General features: G+C 39.8%; 14 protein-coding genes. 4 read left to right on the top strand and 10 right to left on the bottom strand.

All coding sequences use genetic code 11. The annotated features are described in order from the left end of the window. Nucleotides 1-213: 213 nt before the first annotated feature. Nucleotides 214-3,540 (top strand): GAF domain-containing protein, encoded by a 3,327-nt coding sequence (locus tag LC608_RS26255; protein WP_229556379.1) that lies wholly within the window; start codon nucleotides 214-216, stop codon nucleotides 3,538-3,540. Nucleotides 3,541-3,673: 133 nt separating this feature from the next. Here LC608_RS26255 and LC608_RS26250 read toward each other — a convergent pair whose 3' ends face one another. Further along, nucleotides 3,674-4,138 carry a hypothetical protein gene (locus tag LC608_RS26250; RefSeq protein WP_229556378.1) on the bottom strand — a complete coding sequence of 155 codons (465 nt, stop codon included), beginning with the start codon at nucleotides 4,136-4,138 and terminating at the stop codon, nucleotides 3,674-3,676. Nucleotides 4,139-4,637: 499 nt separating this feature from the next. Here LC608_RS26250 and LC608_RS26245 point away from each other — a divergent pair, with 499 nt between their 5' ends. Then, nucleotides 4,638-4,910, top strand: a complete 273-nt coding sequence (locus LC608_RS26245) for a hypothetical protein (protein ID WP_229556377.1) — start codon at nucleotides 4,638-4,640, stop codon at nucleotides 4,908-4,910. Nucleotides 4,911-4,973: 63 nt separating this feature from the next. Here the strand turns inward: LC608_RS26245 and LC608_RS26240 are convergent, their stop codons facing one another. The 8 genes from LC608_RS26240 to LC608_RS26205 all read right to left on the bottom strand — a co-directional run bounded on the left by LC608_RS26240 (nucleotide 4,974) and on the right by LC608_RS26205 (nucleotide 12,803). Beyond that, on the bottom strand, nucleotides 4,974-5,549 hold the full coding sequence (locus tag LC608_RS26240) for a DUF1634 domain-containing protein (RefSeq protein WP_229556376.1): 576 nt from the start codon (nucleotides 5,547-5,549) through the stop codon (nucleotides 4,974-4,976). Between the two features lies 1 nt (nucleotide 5,550). After that, nucleotides 5,551-6,387: a sulfite exporter TauE/SafE family protein gene (locus LC608_RS26235; protein WP_229556375.1), complete on the bottom strand. Its 837-nt coding sequence runs from the start codon at nucleotides 6,385-6,387 to the stop codon at nucleotides 5,551-5,553. Between the two features lie 680 nt (nucleotides 6,388-7,067). Continuing rightward, on the bottom strand, nucleotides 7,068-7,835 hold the full coding sequence (locus tag LC608_RS26230) for a phosphatase PAP2 family protein (protein ID WP_229556374.1): 768 nt from the start codon (nucleotides 7,833-7,835) through the stop codon (nucleotides 7,068-7,070). Between the two features lie 145 nt (nucleotides 7,836-7,980). Next, entirely contained in the window at nucleotides 7,981-9,222 is a 1,242-nt protein-coding gene (locus LC608_RS26225; RefSeq protein ID WP_229556373.1) for a hypothetical protein, read from the bottom strand. 381 nt (nucleotides 9,223-9,603) lie between these two features. After that, on the bottom strand, nucleotides 9,604-10,338 hold the full coding sequence (locus LC608_RS26220; protein WP_229556372.1) for a glutathione peroxidase: 735 nt from the start codon (nucleotides 10,336-10,338) through the stop codon (nucleotides 9,604-9,606). 77 nt (nucleotides 10,339-10,415) lie between these two features. After that, a complete protein-coding gene (locus tag LC608_RS26215) occupies nucleotides 10,416-11,345 on the bottom strand; it encodes an alpha/beta fold hydrolase (protein WP_229556371.1) in 930 nt (309 codons plus the stop codon). A 22-nt stretch (nucleotides 11,346-11,367) separates the two neighbouring features. Beyond that, on the bottom strand, nucleotides 11,368-12,189 hold the full coding sequence (locus LC608_RS26210; protein ID WP_229556370.1) for an SDR family oxidoreductase: 822 nt from the start codon (nucleotides 12,187-12,189) through the stop codon (nucleotides 11,368-11,370). A gap of 128 nt (nucleotides 12,190-12,317) precedes the next feature. Continuing rightward, on the bottom strand, nucleotides 12,318-12,803 hold the full coding sequence (locus LC608_RS26205) for a glutathione peroxidase (RefSeq protein ID WP_229556369.1): 486 nt from the start codon (nucleotides 12,801-12,803) through the stop codon (nucleotides 12,318-12,320). Nucleotides 12,804-14,108: 1,305 nt separating this feature from the next. Between LC608_RS26205 and LC608_RS26200 the strand changes: the two genes are divergently transcribed. Together LC608_RS26200 and LC608_RS26195 are read left to right on the top strand one after the other, a co-directional pair. Further along, complete coding sequence (locus tag LC608_RS26200) at nucleotides 14,109-15,671, top strand: ammonium transporter (protein WP_229556368.1); 1,563 nt, start codon at nucleotides 14,109-14,111, stop codon at nucleotides 15,669-15,671. Between the two features lie 500 nt (nucleotides 15,672-16,171). Beyond that, a complete protein-coding gene (locus tag LC608_RS26195) occupies nucleotides 16,172-16,627 on the top strand; it encodes a DUF2141 domain-containing protein (RefSeq protein ID WP_229556367.1) in 456 nt (151 codons plus the stop codon). Nucleotides 16,628-16,629: 2 nt separating this feature from the next. Here LC608_RS26195 and LC608_RS26190 read toward each other — a convergent pair whose 3' ends face one another. Further along, nucleotides 16,630-17,784 carry a peptidoglycan-binding protein gene (locus LC608_RS26190; RefSeq protein ID WP_229556366.1) on the bottom strand — a complete coding sequence of 385 codons (1,155 nt, stop codon included), beginning with the start codon at nucleotides 17,782-17,784 and terminating at the stop codon, nucleotides 16,630-16,632. Between the last annotated feature and the right edge of the window lie 105 nt (nucleotides 17,785-17,889).

Raw genomic sequence — 17,889 nt, 5'->3', positions numbered from 1 at the left:
AAGCAAGAATATTTTCTTGTAGCTAGTACAGACGCAATTTTTTAGCGTCTGTTTTTGTGAGAATTGGGTTAATTTTTATAAAAGGTAAATAAATATTTCTATTAATGATTTGCCCGTAGTTCCACTGAAGACAAATTGATTAAATAAATTTCAAAATGGCTTTAGATTTAATTATGTCACTTTGCAAATTATTAATTGATTTTGTTATAAGCAATGACCTCCAACCCTGAACAAGATTTGCCCTTATGTCGTCATGAAGAAAGTTTACTACGCCGGATTACAAACCGTATCCGGCGAAGCCTAGAGTTTGAAGAAATTATCACAGTGACAACGGCAGAAGTGCGATCGCTACTAAAAACTGACCGAGTGATGATTTACAAATTTCATGCCGATGGCAGTGGTCAGGTCATTGCTGAGTCAATTTACGAAAATCGGTTACCGTCGCTACTGGGGCTGAATTTCCCTGCTGATGATATTCCACCCACTGCTCGTGAACTATTTATTAAATCACGGGTGCGTTCTGTTGTTAATGTTGATACTCAAAAGATTGGTCAAAGTCACCTCCATGACTTGGAAAATGGAGAAACTATATCAGAGGAGATCCGTTACCGCCCTGTAGACCCATGTCATCTTGAATATTTGACGGCAATGGGGGTAAAGTCTTCTGTAGTAGCGCCCATTATCTATCAAGATCAACTTTGGGGGCTACTAGTGTCTCATAATTCCCAAGCGCGTTTGAATTCAGAATATGAACTAGAAGCAGTACAGATGGTAGTCGAGCAGCTCTCAGTGGCGATCGCTCAAAGTACGCTGCTCACTCAAGTCCGCAAAACAGGGGAACGGGAAGCGATCATTAACCGCATTGCTACCTTACTACATTCATTACCAACAATTGTATTACAACCAGCCCTAGAAGCTGCTGTTGCTGCCTTTAATGGCGTTGGTGGCAGGCTTTGCATTAGAAATGCAGCTTTTGATTCCCATAATGGCAACATGAGCAGCTTAACAGAATGTTTAATACCAGGAAACACTTGTGCCAAGCTTTATATCTGTGGACAGCAGCCTGTGATGCCAGAACAAACTATATATCCATTGATAGAGCAGTATAGCGTCTGGCAGGAACACTACAAGTCTGGCAAATACGATACTTGGGCGATTTCAGATATATATCAAACTCCTAGCTTGCGAAGTTTGCAACCCGCTTTTCAAGCAACTAAAATTCGTAGCATGTTGATGATCCCACTTCAGTATCGTCAGCAATTGCTGGGCTATTTAAGTATTTTCCGCAATGAAATAGATACAGAAACGCTATGGGCGGGGCAGTATGACAGCGATCAAAGGCAGCTTTACCCCCGTTTATCGTTTGAGGTTTGGCGCGAATCTAAAAAAGCACAAGCTCAAAAATGGACAGTCGAAGAAATTGATCTAGCTACAGACATTGGTAAACATTTTGCTTCAGCAATTCAGCAGTATGAACTATACCAACAAGTACAAACCTTCAATGAAAATTTAGAAAAACAAGTTAAAAGACGCACAGTTGAGTTACAACGGACAGCTGAACAAGAACAGGCTGTGTTCAAAGTTATTGCCGAGATTCGGGAATCTCTTGACACAGATACCATTTTTCAAACAACTACTAAAGAAGTTTGTCAATTAATCAAAGCCGATCGCGTTTCTGTTTATCGTTTCGATGCTAATTGGGGTGGTGAATTTGTTGGGGATTTTGAGGCTGCTAGTCCCTACTGGTCGAATGAGTCTGAACTAGGCGTTAATACAGTTTGGAATGATACCTACTTACAAGATACGCAGGGAGGACGCTACCGCAACAATGAAACATTTGCAGTCGATGACATCTACAAGATGGGCTTTGCTCAGTGTCATATCGATAATTTAGAACAGTTTCAAATTCACGCTTTTGTGCTTGCTCCGATTTTTGTTGGGCAAAAACTTTGGGGTTTGTTGGCAACTTATCAACACACTGGGCCTCGGCAATGGAAAGCCTCTGAAGTTAACTTTCTCAGTCAAATTGCTGGTCAAATGGGCGTAGCACTCCAGCAAGCTGATTTACTCACTCAGACACGACAACAGACGTTAATTTTGGAACAAACAGCACAACAACAACGGGTATTATTTGAAGTTGTTGTAAAAGTTAGGGAATCTCTTGATTTAGATGCAATTTTTCAGACAACTACCCAAGAAATTTGTAAATCACTACAAGCAGATCGAGTTGCAGTTTACCGCTTTCATGCTGATTGGAGTGGTGAATATATCGCCGAGTTTGTGGTTGATGGCTGGGTAAAGTTAGTAAGTAATAATATCAATACAGTTTGGCAAGATAGCTATTTGCAGGAAACCCAAGGTGGGCGATATCGTCACAATGAAACCTTTGCAGTTGATGACATCTATCAAGCGGGCCACTCTGAGTGCCACATTACCGCTTTGGAGCAATTACAGGCAAGAGCTTATGCGATCGCACCTATATTTATCGGGCAACAGCTATGGGGCTTACTAGCAGCTTATCAGAACTCTGCACCCCGCCATTGGGAAACTTCGGAAATTAAGTTCATCACTCAAATTGCCAATCAGCTTGGGGTTGCACTTCAACAAGCGCAATTGCATAATCAAACCAAAGAGCAGACCGAAAAGCTGACTCAAGCTCTGCATGATTTAAAGCAAACTCAAACCCAACTGATCCAAACTGAGAAAATGTCCTCACTGGGTCAACTAGTAGCTGGTATTGCTCACGAAATTAATAACCCGGTAAACTTCATCTATGGCAACATCAATCATGTCAACGATTACGCTGAAGATTTACTCAGTATACTACACCTCTATTCGCAAAGTACTCCTAATCCCAGTCTTGAGATACGCGATCGCGCCTTGGAGATAGACTTAGAATTTATGATTGAGGATTTGCCCAAAACTCTATCTTCCATGAAAATTGGAATTGATCGCATCCGGCAAATTGTCTTGGGTTTACGGAATTTCTCTCGCCTTGACCAGGCAGAAATGAAGCCAGTTAATATTCACGACGGCATTGATAGCACCTTGCTAATTTTGCAGCATCGCTTGAAAGCAAAGCCAGAAAGTCCGGCGATTAAATTAGTCAAAGAGTACAGTAACCTGCCCCTAGTAGAGTGCTATGCTGGGCCACTGAATCAGGTATTTATGAATGTTTTAAGCAATGCGATCGATGCCCTAGAAGATTACAGGGAATCTCAATCAAAAGCTGATACCAGTCAAATTAGCATTCTGACTGCTCTTGGAGAGCTTGAAGGCAATGTTAAGAGCGTAGTAGTTCGCATAAAAGACAATGGCCCAGGAATACCGGAAGCCCTAAAAGCAAGAATCTGCGACCCATTTTTCACTACTAAGCCAGTGGGGAAAGGCACTGGCTTGGGGTTGTCAATAAGTTATCAGATTGTCGTAGATAAACACGGTGGTGTGTTTAAATGTGATTCTCAGCCAGGGTTAGGTACAGAATTTTGGATTGAAATTCCGATTAAACAAATCACCAAATCGCACCATCAACTCCCGTAGCTTGGTTTTATGCATTCAAAACTCACTTCTGGAACTAGTCGATGTAGCACACTACCCCCGGTCTTTTTGCATAAATGGGATGCTCCCTGTAATCCCTACAATCGATTCATTTGTAGAAACGTAATCAATTAAATTAACCGTTGGCGAATAAAATAGGAGAATCAAGAATCTTCAACTGGATCAATAGAATAATCAACAGTGTATAAGCTGTTGAAGAAATTAGACCCGTGATTAATTCTTTTTTCAGGTTATGCTCTTGAGGTTCTTTTTGAAAAATGTCTTTAGAACCAAATTGCATCAAGAGAATTCCCGCAATATTAGAGAGCCAGTATCCTATAATTGAACAAGGTAGAAGTAATTTTGGGGAAACCAAACTACATGCATACCCAAAACCATAAGCTATTGGCAAATTAAATAGTAAGTCGTTCCACCAACATAGTGGTGACAATAAATATCCTAATACTAAAAAGAATCCACCTCTGAGTTTTTTGAAAATGTCTTTCTTGAACTCTTTTGGAGTTGACTGTTGTGAGTCCTCCAGAGTTGTTGTGTCTCTTGCTACATTTAACTCTTGGCTGACGTTTTGGACGCTTTCCATAAAAACCCACTATTCTTATCGACTTAGTGTAGTTTAATATATAAGCTAAACTAAAGTCTAGTACAGAAGTGATGAAATTTTGGCTTTTTGACGCTGAAAGTTTTACCACTGCATAGTTTCAGCCAAATAGAGGTTTAACTTAGATGCTACTGTGGATGATTCATATCAGAGATGCATGAGTGCAATGCCTACGGTGTGCTACGCCTACGCATCTTGTAAAATCTGAGTTTTTTCTATAATATCTAAGCTAAATAGAAGGATTTAAACCCAATTGAAACAATCACCGCGAGTTGTCGCCCAATAGGTTTTAAAATCAAAATATACCTTTTAAAATCATAGCATACGATAAAATCCAACACCGATACTGCAATAACCAAAGCCTCCTTAGACTGGGGTAAGTTGATATTGAGTAGAAAAATTTTTATTTTACATATAGCCGGGGCAGAAATTTGAATTAATAATAGCTACAATAAAATTAGTGAGGTATCTTAATAGGAAAATGACAGATTTAACTTCAAATAGCACATTTTTAATAGCAGGAATTATTTTTATAACGATTGCCATCATCGGACAATCTAAATTAGGTTTTATTGAAATTAATCCCGGTTGTTTTGGCAGAACTTTGGCTTTATTGATTGGGATTTCGAGCCTATTATATGCTTTAGGATTATTCAATCTTTCAACAGTCAACCTTGACTTCTTAAGAACTTCTCTGCTAGAACAAATTAAACAGAGTATAAGTTCAATAAATGACCTTTTGCAAGGCTCGTAACAGGTCTAGAAAATTAACTTTTTCTAAGGGTAAAAATTTAATTTTACCCATTTTTTAATATTCCTAATAATACGCTCCTACAACACTGTAAATCAAACTAGTCATTACTAATAAAGTAACAATCACATAGATAAATTCTCGCTGTAATAGGAAAGTTAATAGGGAAATGAAAACACGCACAATTGGAGTAGCAATTAGTAGTAAAAGTCCGAGTTGAATAATGGCGCGTAGGTGTAGCCCGCCGTAGGCATCGCTACCTGAGAAAACTGCTTTTACTACACCTGCTGGTGAGCTAAATTCCGATGGTTCGCCTTGAAAAAAGTGATATCCAGCAGGTTCAGCACCGTGATGAATCAAGTAGAGTATACCCCCCAGCAAAACGACAGCACTAGCTATCAAAACGCCATATTTCATAAGATTACTGAGCAAATATTCTAATTGCTGCTCACTTGATGTTTTTGTCAAATTCTTGTTAACATCAATTTCACAGCTATTAGGCAATTGTGCTACTGTATTACTGGACTGTTCTAATGGTTCGATGTTAGAGTCTATATCTTTCTGCGGTAAGGTTAGTGTAACCACTTCAATATCAGGTTGTGCCAAGAATGTCCAGCGAAAGGTATTATTAAATTTATACATTTTACAGCTCCCCTATTAAACTGTTGTAGACCATTTTCAAAGCCATTACCACTAGCACAACACTGAAGAGAATTCTCAAAATCTGCGTTTTAGCGCCTGTAAGGACTCGTGCGCCCAAGAAAGCACCAGGTAATACCCCTAACATTACCGGCATGGATAATCCTGGATCAATATAGCCGCGTGCTAGGTAAACTCCAGCTGATGCTGCTGCTGTCACGCCGATCATGAAATTGCTAGTGGTGGTAGAAACTTTGAAGGGTAGCCGCATAGTTTGATCCATTGCCAATACTTTAAATCCCCCGGAACCAATACCAAGCAACCCAGAAAGCACCCCAGCTATTAACATCACACCAAATCCCATTGGTACTGAATGGACTTGATAAGACATTACTCCATCAGGAGTTGGATAAGTACCATTCAGTTTTAAATAATTTGCTATGGGATCTCCTACTTCATCTTCAATATGTTCTATTCTGGGACGTTGTGAGAGGTATGCTGAATAAATAAGGACGATCGCTAGTACAATAGTTAAAGCTTTCACAGAAACAAAAGTAGCGATCATTGCTCCTGCGATCGCACCGATGGTTGTGGCTACTTCTAAAAACATTCCCAATCGCAAATTGGTATAGCCTTTTTTAATATAGGTAGATGCTGCACCCAAAGAAGTTGCAATTACAGATACTAGTGAAGCACCAACGGCATAACGAATATCAACGCCAAATACCGAAGTTAATAAGGGAACAATTACTACTCCACCTCCTAACCCAGTTAGCGCCCCTAACAAGCCAGCGCTAAATGAACCAATCCAAATTAGTAATGAAAATTCTAAGATAGTCAAATTTACTTCCTCTTTTTTTTACATGTATATCAAGATGCCAATATAGTTTTTGTATCATTGAAAACTTAATTGTTAAGTTGACTACTGGCTTACAAAAGATTGCACCAGTACTTCCAAGAAAGAAACAAGATTTATGCAAACAATAGCGGAAACCCTTATTTTCACGTAGGGAGAATTCTTGTAGACGCAAAGCAGCTTCCCGCAGGGTATTGCTCCTACAGCATTTAGTTTTGCGTAAGTCTTAAGAAAGACAATGTGATTTTGTGATTAAAGTTCCCAGTGGAACTAATACCGTTTCTTTGTGAAGCTGCATTTACCCCCCGGCTACGCCGTCCCCCCATGTGTTGGGGGGACTGATTATGTGCATCTTCAGAATTGGTATAACTTAGTTTTGAAGACAAACCCAAATACTGGGGTGATTTAATTCAATCAGGCTGGTACTAAAGTCTTGGAAAGGGGTGAAGTGAATTGCTTTATCCCAAACGGATCACGAGAGATTGTAGACTCATGAGCGAATGCATCTACCAAGGGGCTATTTCATTCTCATCTAGCCCGCCTCAGAATCAATTCTGAGTCTAATAGCAAAAGTCGTCTTAAGACGACTGAGAAAAGGTTATAGTTTGATTTTTGTCTGTGTCTGAGCGTCAGCCTAAACAATAAGCCTTTAAGCGGACATAATATTAATCCTTAGTTATCAACTTTCTTTCTTCAGGGAGTAAGGTAGTTTCATCTTCAGGGCGTTCGCCATCTGCTGATTTGGCTATAGTTCTATAGGGTTTGATAATTAGACTGACGCCAATTGTCCAACCTAATGCAACCATCCAACCCGCGAGAACGTCGCTGGGAAAATGTACCCCCAGATAGAGACGACACCATCCAATAGCTATTATGTATAAGCTACCAAAGATGAGAACCAACCAGCGCCGGGAGCTATCCCAAGTTAAAAATAGCAAAATTGCTACTACAGTTATACTCGTCATAGAATGACCACTGGGAAATGCAAAACTAGACTCAGGCGCAATGGACTGCCACAATTGTGGACGCACTCGATGCATTAACTCCTTTGCTGTGCGGTTGATGATCACACTTCCTACTGAGGCGGTGAGTAAATAAGCTAGCGATCGCCAGCGTTTTTGAAGTAATAATATGAGTGCGATCGCACCTAAAATCGGTACCGCCGTCCAAGGCTCTCCAATTTTCGCTAGCGTCACAGCTAAAACATCAAGCTGTGGGTTGGCTGTAGAATGAACTGCTAACAAAATAGGCACATCCCACGGGAAGCCAGCTTTATTTTCCCATATCTTCACTGTCAGAATTTCAAAAACCTGCAAAGGTAAGTATACTCCTATCAAGAGGAGTAAGAGCGATCGCCAACGGGCAATCAACAGGTTTTTGAGGAAAGAAAGAGGCGACTGACTCTCTTTATTGGCTTTTTTCACTTTTTCCATATTAAGTTCTTGTAATCAATTAACTAGAATTTGTTTCTTAGTGTCATCTATCAGTAGATAGTTTTAGTTACTTTGACTCATGAATACCAAACATTAATAGTGTTGTTCTGAGCCAAGCATATCGAAAATTTTACGACTTTAACAATTACAAAATATTAGGATTTTGAGAAGCTCCACAATGTTTACAATACGGCAAATATTTATAAGTCAGATTATGACAGTTTTGACATTCAATGTCTTGATAATAACCACAGTGTGGACAGTAAGTATCAAGAGATCGAATTTTCTTAGCGCAATTTACACAGCGTGATTTTTGGACTCGGCTAGCTGCCTGGACTTTAACATTAAAGACAAATTTTTGAAAAAACTGAATAATTCCAAAACCGATAACTGGAATCAGCAATATATAAGCATAATTTATCAGGAAAAGTAAACCACCAAAAAGGGCACTAAGAATATCAAAGAAAAATTTAAATATTGCCCCAATTTGAAGAAATTCAAATATTTTAGCAATTAGTGGGATAAAAAAGATAACTAGCAAATGCCAGCTAATTAGCGAGATGAGTCCAAATCCTCTTCGTTGGGCAAATTTGTGAACTGACAAGGCAATGAGAATCAACGGTAGAAGAAAGAGAGACTGAAAAGCAAGCTGGATACTGGGATACCAAAATGATGCCTGCTGATAGCCTTTGTCAACTTCCCGGAATTGATTATCATCTTTAAGAAAAGCTATAAAACTAATGCTTTCCGGTTTGGCAAGCAGTTCATTTTTAAGAGTAGAATTTTCTTCTTTAAGGGTAGAGATTAGGCGATTATTTTGTTCTAAGGTCTGTTTAGCTTTTTCAGCACTGACTTGATTAATTGATTGTTCACGACCCTGACCTGCAATTTTTTCTAAGAGGGTTGAGTCATATTGGGCTTTAATAGTGCGATTTGCTTGTTCAAGCGAACTAATTTTCGCTTGTTTCTGATCAATACTTCTGATAATTTGCTGCTTTTGGGGATTGTTAATTTTATCTTTGTAGCCGGCATATTGCAAACACGTTTTAGAAACCTTACCTAAATGTCCTACTTCGGCTTGTTGATAGTTTCGCTGAAAACTGAGTAGATTATTCGGATTCTCTGGCAATGAAAGCTTAACAATTTCATAGTCTTTATCTTGAGTGGTTTTTGCCCGGTAATTTTGCCACTCTGAATAACATGGATAAGCTTCGGTCGGGCTGATATGCCATCTGCTAATATCATCGAGTCCGGTAAAAACATTAATCAAGATAAAAATATCAATTAAAATAATGACAATCAAACTTACTTTATTCAGTGGTTCGTTGTTGATTGTCCTTGAGTTACTAAAAAATTGTCTCAAAATTCGGCGGATTCTAGCAAACATATTGTCTTTTAAATAAAGGGGAATTCAATCCGAATCAATTTTATCGGATAAGTAGTGAATAGCTAGGCAAAAATACATCTATTCATCTGAAGATTTGTTAATTGCTGAATAGAAACAAAATCCCTGACTTCTTGAGAAGTCAGGGATTTGTCAATACTGCTCGGTTAAGAGTCGATCCCCCCAACCCCCCTTAAAAAGGGGGGCTTATTTTCCCCCTTTTTAAGGGGGGACTAAGGGGGATCTTCAATGACTATGCACCAAAACCCGAGCAGTATTGAGGGATTTGTAGCTTTCAATTTTCACAAATCAGGCTATGGTCAAAAATACCGTGACTTTCACCTAAAGTTGATACAGGTGACGCCTGTGTGCGCCAACTGAAAACTATTTAGCAGCGAAGTAGGCTTCTAATGCCTCAGAACCACCAATTAATTTACCATCGATAAATACTTGGGGAACTGTTGTCGCACCTGTAACTGCTCGTAACGAACGTGTGGTGATATCCTTACCCAAGGTAATTTCCTCGTAGTTGATATCATGTTCCTTGAGCATCGCCTTAGCACGCGCACAGAAGGGACAACCGACTTTGGCAAACAGAGAAACAAGTTCCGGCTTCACTGCTTGGGGGTTGATATATCTGAGCATTGTCTCAGCATCGGATACCTTAAAGGGATCTCCTGGCTCGTCTGGCTCAATAAACATTTGGTTTATTACACCATCTCTTACCAGCATTGAGTAGCGCCACGATCGCTTCCCAAACCCTAAGTCTGATTTGTCTACCAGCATACCCATGCCTTCAGTAAATTCACCATTACCATCGGGAATTAGTTTGATATTTTCTGCCTCTTGAACTTTTGCCCATTCGTTCATCACAAAGGGATCATTGACAGAAATACAGATAATGTCATCGACCCCATTTTCTTTGAAAACCCCAGCCAATTCGTTATAACCAGGGAGATGAGTTGATGAACAAGTCGGTGTATAAGCACCTGGTAAAGAGAAGACAACCACTGTCTTATTAGCAAATAATTGATCGGTTGTCACATCCACCCACTCGTTTTCTACACGAGTATGAAAAGTGACATTAGGAACTCTTTCTCCTCGGCGATTGGGGAACATAATTTTGCTTGCCTTTAGTAATCAATTCCAGTCATAACCTATCATGGCAAGTCTGGGATGATGTAACCATCAATCAGCTAAAAAATTTCATTAATAAAGGTAGCGATCGCTGCTATAAATTCAGCAGTTGATTCATAGGGTAAAACATTGCGCCCATTTATTTTTATACCTCGACCTTGAGGCAAACACGCGAGATAGTGAGTTAAGCGTTTGTCTGGCGTTTCTTTTTTACCTTTTTGACTAATACTCGATGCAGTTTCCCCCATAACCGCTAATGTTGGTTGCTCAATAGAGGCGATAGAATTAGTATAATCCTGTCGCCAAAATCCTGCTAGAAAAGAAAACACTGCATAACGACTAGAGGGATTTTCTGCACCTGCGAGCAATGTATTTAACCACTCAGCATCCACAGCATTCTCAGAAGCAAAAAGTTGACGAGTCGAGAAAGAATGTAAAAACTTTCGGGTGCGTGCATAGCGATAAAAAGCACTCCCAAAAGGCGAATCTAACAGATTCCAAGCAAATTTTTGCCGCCATTCTGGTGATTTATTTGTCATCAAAGCCCACGTTGGAGGCCCAGAGAGTACAAGTTTGGCAATTAAGTTTGATTGCTTTTGGACTAATGCGATCGCAACTGGTAATAAAGCACCTTGTACTACTACAATCACAGGTTTTTGCACTACTGTTTCTAAAAAGTACTGCAACTGTTCTGCCCAATCATTAGGAGTGTAAGCCACATGAGGCATATCACTTTCGCCACATCCTAATAAATCAGGGTTGTAAATTGAATTACGCTGACCTGTATTATACCATTCGCAACAAAAACGCTGCCAAAATTGCCGCGACAATCCGACGCCAATAGGATGAATTAATAATAAGGGAATACCCTCAGGTGCTGTGTTAGTTGGTTGACGAACTTCGTAGGCGCAACGATAATTCCGCCAACTGTAAAACTGGCTAGGATGTGCTGTCAAATTGGTTGTGTTAGTTACAGCAGATGGTTGCATAATTCCTAGTTTTTAATACTTGCTAAAAAATTATCTGTGGATGAATTAGCTGGTATCCAGCTTCTTTAAGCTTTTCATTCGATACCCAAGCATTATATGGGCGGGTACTCTTAGTAGAAGTATCCCATATAACTTTGGGTAAATTATGTTTTTCAAATAGGCTATCTAGCAAGTCTCGACTGGTGAGATGTGCATCATCTACCAGATTATAAATCCCTTGTAAACGACGGTGACGGGCAAATTCTATGGCACCAACAATATCATCAAGGTGAATCCAATTTGTGATATCCTCGCCGCCGGGACGGGTTGTACCAGAATATCTACTAAATATTTTCAACAGTTCTCTGCCAGGGCCATAAATTCCTCCTAAGCGAAAGATACAAACGCGGAGATTTTCGCTAGATGCTGATAGCAGCACATCCTCTGTTTTTCGGAGAATTTGTGCATTTAAATTAGCGGGTGCAAGTGGTGTTTCTTCATCTACCCAAACACCATTTCTGTCACCATATACTGCATAACTACCTGTGTATATTAATTGTTTTATACTCGGAACCTGCTGTAAGGATGAAACTAAAGTTTGGGCAGTTTGTAGATAAGTTTCTTCATAAACTTCTGCACCTTTTGCACCAACGCTCAAAAGTACAACATCTTGATCGTGCAAAAATGATTTCAGACTATCTAAGTTATTACCACGGGTAACTACAACTCTTTTGGATACTGATTTTAGGGCAGGGACACGCTCAGAGGAAGTTGTGGTTACACTGACAACAAAATCCCCCTTTTCCTGCCAATATTCAGCAACTTTATAACCAACATAACCACAACCAATGATTGCAACGTTCATGACAAATTAGACACAAATAAATTAAACTACTCATTGAGAGAATATTCTCAATTAAGGGACTGGACGTAAATAAATTTACACCCCAGAGGCAAAAATCAATGCCAATAGTACAACCTAATGACTAATGACTATTTAGCTAATTCTTTTTCAATTATGGCAATTATTTCTGGTGAATTTGGCTGGATACTACTATTAAATCTAGCTATCACTTCACCTTGTTTATTAACTAAAAATTTTTCAAAGTTCCAAGCAATAGTTCCCGTTGGCTCAACGGCTTTGGTAAGTCTCTCATAAAGTGGATGCTGCTGCGAGCCTTTGGCATGAACTTTTTCGAATAGTTCAAAGGTAACACTATATTTAGTCGTGCAGAATTTCACAATCTCTTCATTGCTTCCTGGTTCCTGCGCTCCAAAATCGTTACAGGGGAAACCTAAAATACGTAACCCTGCTTCCCCATACTTCTGGTGCAATTTTTCTAGCCCCTCGTATTGAGAAGTATAACCGCAGTAGGATGCCACATTTACAATTAAGAGTGCCTTGCCGATATACTCATTTAATTGTTTATCTTCACGGTTGATAGTCTTAACTGCGATGTCCGAAATCGTTTTACTCATCTTGAATCTGATTTATAGGGAATATTGCCAAGTTTCCCATATTACAGGTACTGTAAACCCTCTTTTTTAAGGAAATTAAGTTTGTTAGCCTTATGATTCTATTTAATTCAGGCTGTAAGCTTGTATAAGAGTTTCGATAGATGTTTCTTTTAGTGATTGATGGTGAATTGGCTAGACGATGTTTAGCGACAAACTAAGAGGTGGAGCGTCTTTGCTCAACTGCTACACCCAATCTAACAACGATAGCGATCGCCTGTGAGTTTACCTGAGTGAGAACTCTTCTGTAAATAGCTCCACCAATCCAGACTCTCAGGATAGGCTTGTAAATCTGCGTTAATTTTAATACAAATCTTTTCGCGGGGATAAATTATGAATTATCTTAACCTTCGTGTTGAGTTTATCTCTACAACCGTTACTTTTTCAACAAGATTGGATGGTCGAGAGTGCGGACAATTTATCGGTTATTTCACCCAATGGTAGCTTCTAGAATTACACCCAGTGGTCGGTTCAAAAAAGAATTACTGGTTTTCAATGTAGCTTTTAAAGTAACAAATTAGTGGTTTTTTGTATAAAAACTTAATAATATTCCTAATTGTTTTATCATGAAATCGGAAAATACTTACCTATAAAGGATATAGATGCTTTATTTGTTGCATCAGGAGCTATTTGCCATAACAAAAGCGAAAAAATGTATTCTGTGATACAGCTTTTTGGTTCGGGTAAATAGACAATCAGTCAAATTTATCTGTTTAGTTATAAATTTACTAAGGGTGAAATAGGAAGTAGTCTCATGATTTCTGTAAAGCTCCCATTATTAAGTCTTTATCTGAAACCACAACTAAACTGCAAATTTCCATTGATACTACGTGGGTACTAAATCACTAGTTTTTTAGTATTATTCATAATATTGGCTTTGCCATATTAGTTGGCGTTGCTGTAACCTCTTAGTGTGGGGAAAAATCGGCTGTAACTGTATTGCACCTTTTTGTATAGACATAATATTGACAATTTTTAATAATTTCCTGAACAAAATTTATTTTGGAAAGATTAAAGATTAAGTGAAGAAGACTTGACTGTTTCAGAAACTACACCATAATTATTTAAGAATATCTAGAATAAATATTTACGGATGTGCCAAGAGTTTCTTAAACTTTTACTAAGGTAATTTGATTTTCTAGTTTTTAAACAAGTGGTCTAAAGGAAAAATATCAAAAACCACTGGATTGAAGTTCGGACGGTAGTTTTTTCTGCTTAACCTATTTTTTCCCTTTTTTAAGGATAGTTTTGAGGATGATGTTCAAATTCATGTACAAACAAAAATCGAAAACAAAAAATAGGCGTCTGTCTGCAAGAAATTACGCTGTAAATTCACAGATAAACTCAAAAGTCAAGCTATTTAATCTAGCAATTAAGCGACTCTCCCCCAGCTGGCAAGCCTGCTTACCTTTAGCTTGTCTGATTGTATTGGGTTGGGGTTATGCCGCAGTTGCCCAAACTCCAGTCGCAGGGCCAACGACAGCAGAACTTAAAGTTGCTCTTGATACATTGTGGGTTGCGATCGCAGCCTTTTTAGTGTTCTTTATGAACGCTGGTTTTTGTATGTTAGAAACTGGCTTCTGTCGCCAGAAAAACGCTGTCAATGTTCTTTCCAAAAACTTGATTGTATTTGCTTTATCTAGCATTGCTTTTTGGGCAATCGGTTTTGGCTTAATGTTCGGTGATGGTAACGACTTCATTGGATTGAATGGGTTTTTCTTAGGAGGAGCAGATAACAGTCCCGCCACAGGAGAAGCCTATAAAGGTATCTTCGGTGCTATTAGTTGGGCTGGTGTACCTTTAGCTGCCAAGTTTTTATTCCAGCTAGTGTTTGCTGGAACAGCAGCAACAATCGTTTCTGGTGCAGTAGCCGAACGGATTAAGTTTGTTGACTTCCTAATTTTCAGCCTCTTACTTGTAGGTATTCTCTACCCCATTACCGGACACTGGATTTGGGGAACTGGTTGGCTAGCAGACAGAGGCTTTTGGGATTTTGCCGGTTCTACGGTGGTTCACTCCGTAGGTGGCTGGGCGGCTTTGATGGGAGCAGCATTTCTTGGGCCCCGCCTTGGTAGATATCAAGATAGGCAAGTTGTGGCTATGCCTGGTCACAACATGAGTATTGCCACTTTGGGCTGTCTGATCCTGTGGTTGGGCTGGTTTGGTTTCAACCCTGGTTCTGTGATGGCTGCCGATCCTAGTGCGATCAGTCACATTGCTGTAACCACTAACATGGCTGGTGCTGCCGGTGGAATTTCCGCTACAATTACAGCTTGGTTGTACTTAGGTAAACCAGACCTGTCAATGATTATCAATGGTATTTTGGCTGGCTTGGTTGGTGTTACAGCGTCTTGTGCTTACATAGGTATTCCTGCTTCTTTACTCATTGGCTTGATTGCTGGAGTACTGGTAGTTTTCTCGGTAACATTCTTTGACAAACTTGGTATTGATGACCCAGTGGGAGCTACCTCAGTTCACCTAGTTTGTGGTATCTGGGGAACTCTAGCAGTGGGTTTGTGGGCAGTTGGCCCTGGTGTTTATTCTTGGTATGGCGATACACTTGGCCCAGCAAAAGGTTTATTTGCAGGTGGTGGCTTTGGACAGTTCGGTATTCAGTTGCTGGGCGTTGTCTCAGTAGGTGGTTTCACTGTTTTACTCAGTAGTATTTTTTGGCTGGCACTGAAAGCTACTTTAGGTATCAGAGTATCCAAAGAAGAGGAACTAGAAGGTTTGGATATCGGTGAACACGGTATGGAAGCCTACAGTGGATTTCTCAAAGAAGGTGATGGAACTGGATTTTCTGGAGAAGAAAGCTCAATTGGGAAATTTTAGGGTAAATACACCAGATTGCAACTTGGTGAGGTACAGATAATCGTAGGGGCACAACATGTTGTGCCCCTACGCTGTGTACTTCATTTACCTGAAATACGCTGTATTTTTTTAATTTATTCTTTGGCATATTTCTAATATGTATGAGCTACCAAACCATTACATCATTAGTAGATTGAATTGATTCCGCAAAATTCTCTATCCAAGCGAGGAAAAGTAGGAGGTATAAAACCCCCTACTTTTTCAAATTTTTACATATAGCATTAGTTACCCTGCGGGAGCTTACTACAGTCGGGGTAACAGTCCCCGTGTGAAATGTCTTTAATTTTGAATTGTTAACCCCTTGTCTCTTCGTTAACGCCGACTTACTTAGAAAAGTATAAAATTAAATATACCAATATCCTTGCGAGTATTAACTGAATAATGCCACCATGAATCTGCCTGATCTGAATCAAAGTTAAAACTTCATTTCAGCAAAACTTATTTTACCTTGTGAAAATTTTATGGTTAGAGGGTTGAGAGTTAGTATGCTGCTATTGGCAGTTCTGGGAAATCTAGCATGGTCATTTAGTGCCAAAGCAAATTTTAACGGCAAACTCACCGTAGAAATTGATGGATTGAAGAATAAACAAGGACAAGTCTGTGCCAGTGTATTTGCTAGCAGTGAAGGATTTCCTAGCGATCGCGATCGCGGCTTACAAAAGCAGTGTACCAAAATTAGTGGCACTCCCTTACCGATTACCTTTGCGAACTTGAAAGCAGGTAGTTACGCCGTTGCTGTCTTCCACGATCAAAATAACGACGGCACTCTCAATAGCAATGTTTTAGGCATACCAAGCGAAGGCTTTGGATTTTCCAGGAACCCAGAAATTCGCACAAGAGCGCCCAAATTTAGCGAAGCAGCATTTTTAGTAGCAGGCCCGGATACTGATATCCAAATCCTATTGAAATATTTTTAGGTTTATTCTCGTGAATCGTTGTGTGAATCTTCTGGTAGACTTTGTTGTTCAGGCAAACCACGCATTCGATTCATCTGAGTTAAAGCATATCGTGCTGTTGCTTGCACCTCGGCATCTGGGTCTTCTAGAGCATGGTGCAATATCTGACTCATTTGACCCATCATGTCATAAACGCGCGTCAGGTCACGGATCGCATTTTGCCGCACTTGTGGACTTTCATTTTGCAGTGAAATTGCTAAACCACGGTTCATCGGTTTGAGTGTGCGAATGCCAATTTCTGCCAAAGCTGCCAAAATTAAGCTGCTTTCTTGAGAATCGGCATCAATCATCAAGTCAACCAGATGCTGAATTGCCCGCGAATCTCCCTGCTGACCCAAATCCCAAATAGCTTTGCGCCGTTTCGTTGGGTCAGAACTGCGTAAGTCTTGAATTAGTTCGTCAACAATATTTAGTTTAGCTAGCCGGGAAGTTCTTTCTGGTAGCAGTAATTGTGTGGTGAGTGGTGGCGTAGCTGTTTGTGGATTAGTTACAGTCTCTGGAGAGGTTGATATCATGGGGTTTTTGTTAGCTTCACTCAAACTTTTAGTTTCTGATATTTCGGATTGCACTTGTTTGCCCCGACGAAACCACCTCAGCAGGTAAACAAGTGCGCCAATACTTCCTAGAACTCCGATGGAAAATATTAACCACCAGACAAAACCCCTCTCGGTTGGTTTAGGTGTTGTAGTTGGCTTGGAAGTTGCAGCAGCAGAGTTAATAATTGGAGAAGTAACTATTGGAGAAGTGACAATCTGATTTTTGGCTATCATTGCCGCTTGCAGTCTCCCCCTAGTCGCCACACCAGCAAGGCCATCTACTTTTAAACCCTGTGCTTTCTGGAATTTAACTACAGCCATTTCTGTACTGTCGTCGTACTCTCCATTTACGATGCCACTGTAGTATCCCAACTGCTTTAATTGGGTTTGTAATCTCTGCACATCTGATTTTCGACTACCATATCTCAAAACAGTCGGACTAGCAGTAACTGTCGAACTAGCTTGTGCAAGTTCTAAAATTTCAGGTGCTAGGTTAGGTGTTGCTGTGCTTGCACGATTTGGGTAAAAACCCACGCAAGAAAAACAGGTAAATATCAAAATTGAGGAACGGCATAGCCTCATATTGCAAGTTTCAGCCTGAAGGTACTTTTGAAATATTCGATACCACAATACCTTCAAGATTAGCAAATGTTAAGGGTCATTTTTTTATTGGGTATTGGGCATTGA

This window comes from Nostoc sp. XA010, assembly GCF_020829625.1.
Classification (GTDB): domain Bacteria; phylum Cyanobacteriota; class Cyanobacteriia; order Cyanobacteriales; family Nostocaceae; genus Nostoc.
This window is presented reverse-complemented; position numbering and strand designations above follow the sequence as displayed.

Excerpts from the sequence above, each read along its gene's own strand:
- LC608_RS26255 (WP_229556379.1), top strand. The coding sequence starts at position 214 with ATGACCTCCAACCCTGAACAAGATTTGCCCTTATGTCGTCATGAAGAA.
- LC608_RS26250 (WP_229556378.1), bottom strand. The coding sequence starts at position 4,138 with ATGGAAAGCGTCCAAAACGTCAGCCAAGAGTTAAATGTAGCAAGAGAC.
- LC608_RS26245 (WP_229556377.1), top strand. The coding sequence starts at position 4,638 with ATGACAGATTTAACTTCAAATAGCACATTTTTAATAGCAGGAATTATT.
- LC608_RS26240 (WP_229556376.1), bottom strand. The coding sequence starts at position 5,549 with ATGTATAAATTTAATAATACCTTTCGCTGGACATTCTTGGCACAACCT.
- LC608_RS26230 (WP_229556374.1), bottom strand. The coding sequence starts at position 7,835 with ATGGAAAAAGTGAAAAAAGCCAATAAAGAGAGTCAGTCGCCTCTTTCT.
- LC608_RS26225 (WP_229556373.1), bottom strand. The coding sequence starts at position 9,222 with ATGTTTGCTAGAATCCGCCGAATTTTGAGACAATTTTTTAGTAACTCA.
- LC608_RS26220 (WP_229556372.1), bottom strand. The coding sequence starts at position 10,338 with ATGTTCCCCAATCGCCGAGGAGAAAGAGTTCCTAATGTCACTTTTCAT.
- LC608_RS26215 (WP_229556371.1), bottom strand. The coding sequence starts at position 11,345 with ATGCAACCATCTGCTGTAACTAACACAACCAATTTGACAGCACATCCT.
- LC608_RS26210 (WP_229556370.1), bottom strand. The coding sequence starts at position 12,189 with ATGAACGTTGCAATCATTGGTTGTGGTTATGTTGGTTATAAAGTTGCT.
- LC608_RS26205 (WP_229556369.1), bottom strand. The coding sequence starts at position 12,803 with ATGAGTAAAACGATTTCGGACATCGCAGTTAAGACTATCAACCGTGAA.
- LC608_RS26200 (WP_229556368.1), top strand. The coding sequence starts at position 14,109 with ATGTACAAACAAAAATCGAAAACAAAAAATAGGCGTCTGTCTGCAAGA.
- LC608_RS26195 (WP_229556367.1), top strand. The coding sequence starts at position 16,172 with ATGGTTAGAGGGTTGAGAGTTAGTATGCTGCTATTGGCAGTTCTGGGA.
- LC608_RS26190 (WP_229556366.1), bottom strand. The coding sequence starts at position 17,784 with ATGAGGCTATGCCGTTCCTCAATTTTGATATTTACCTGTTTTTCTTGC.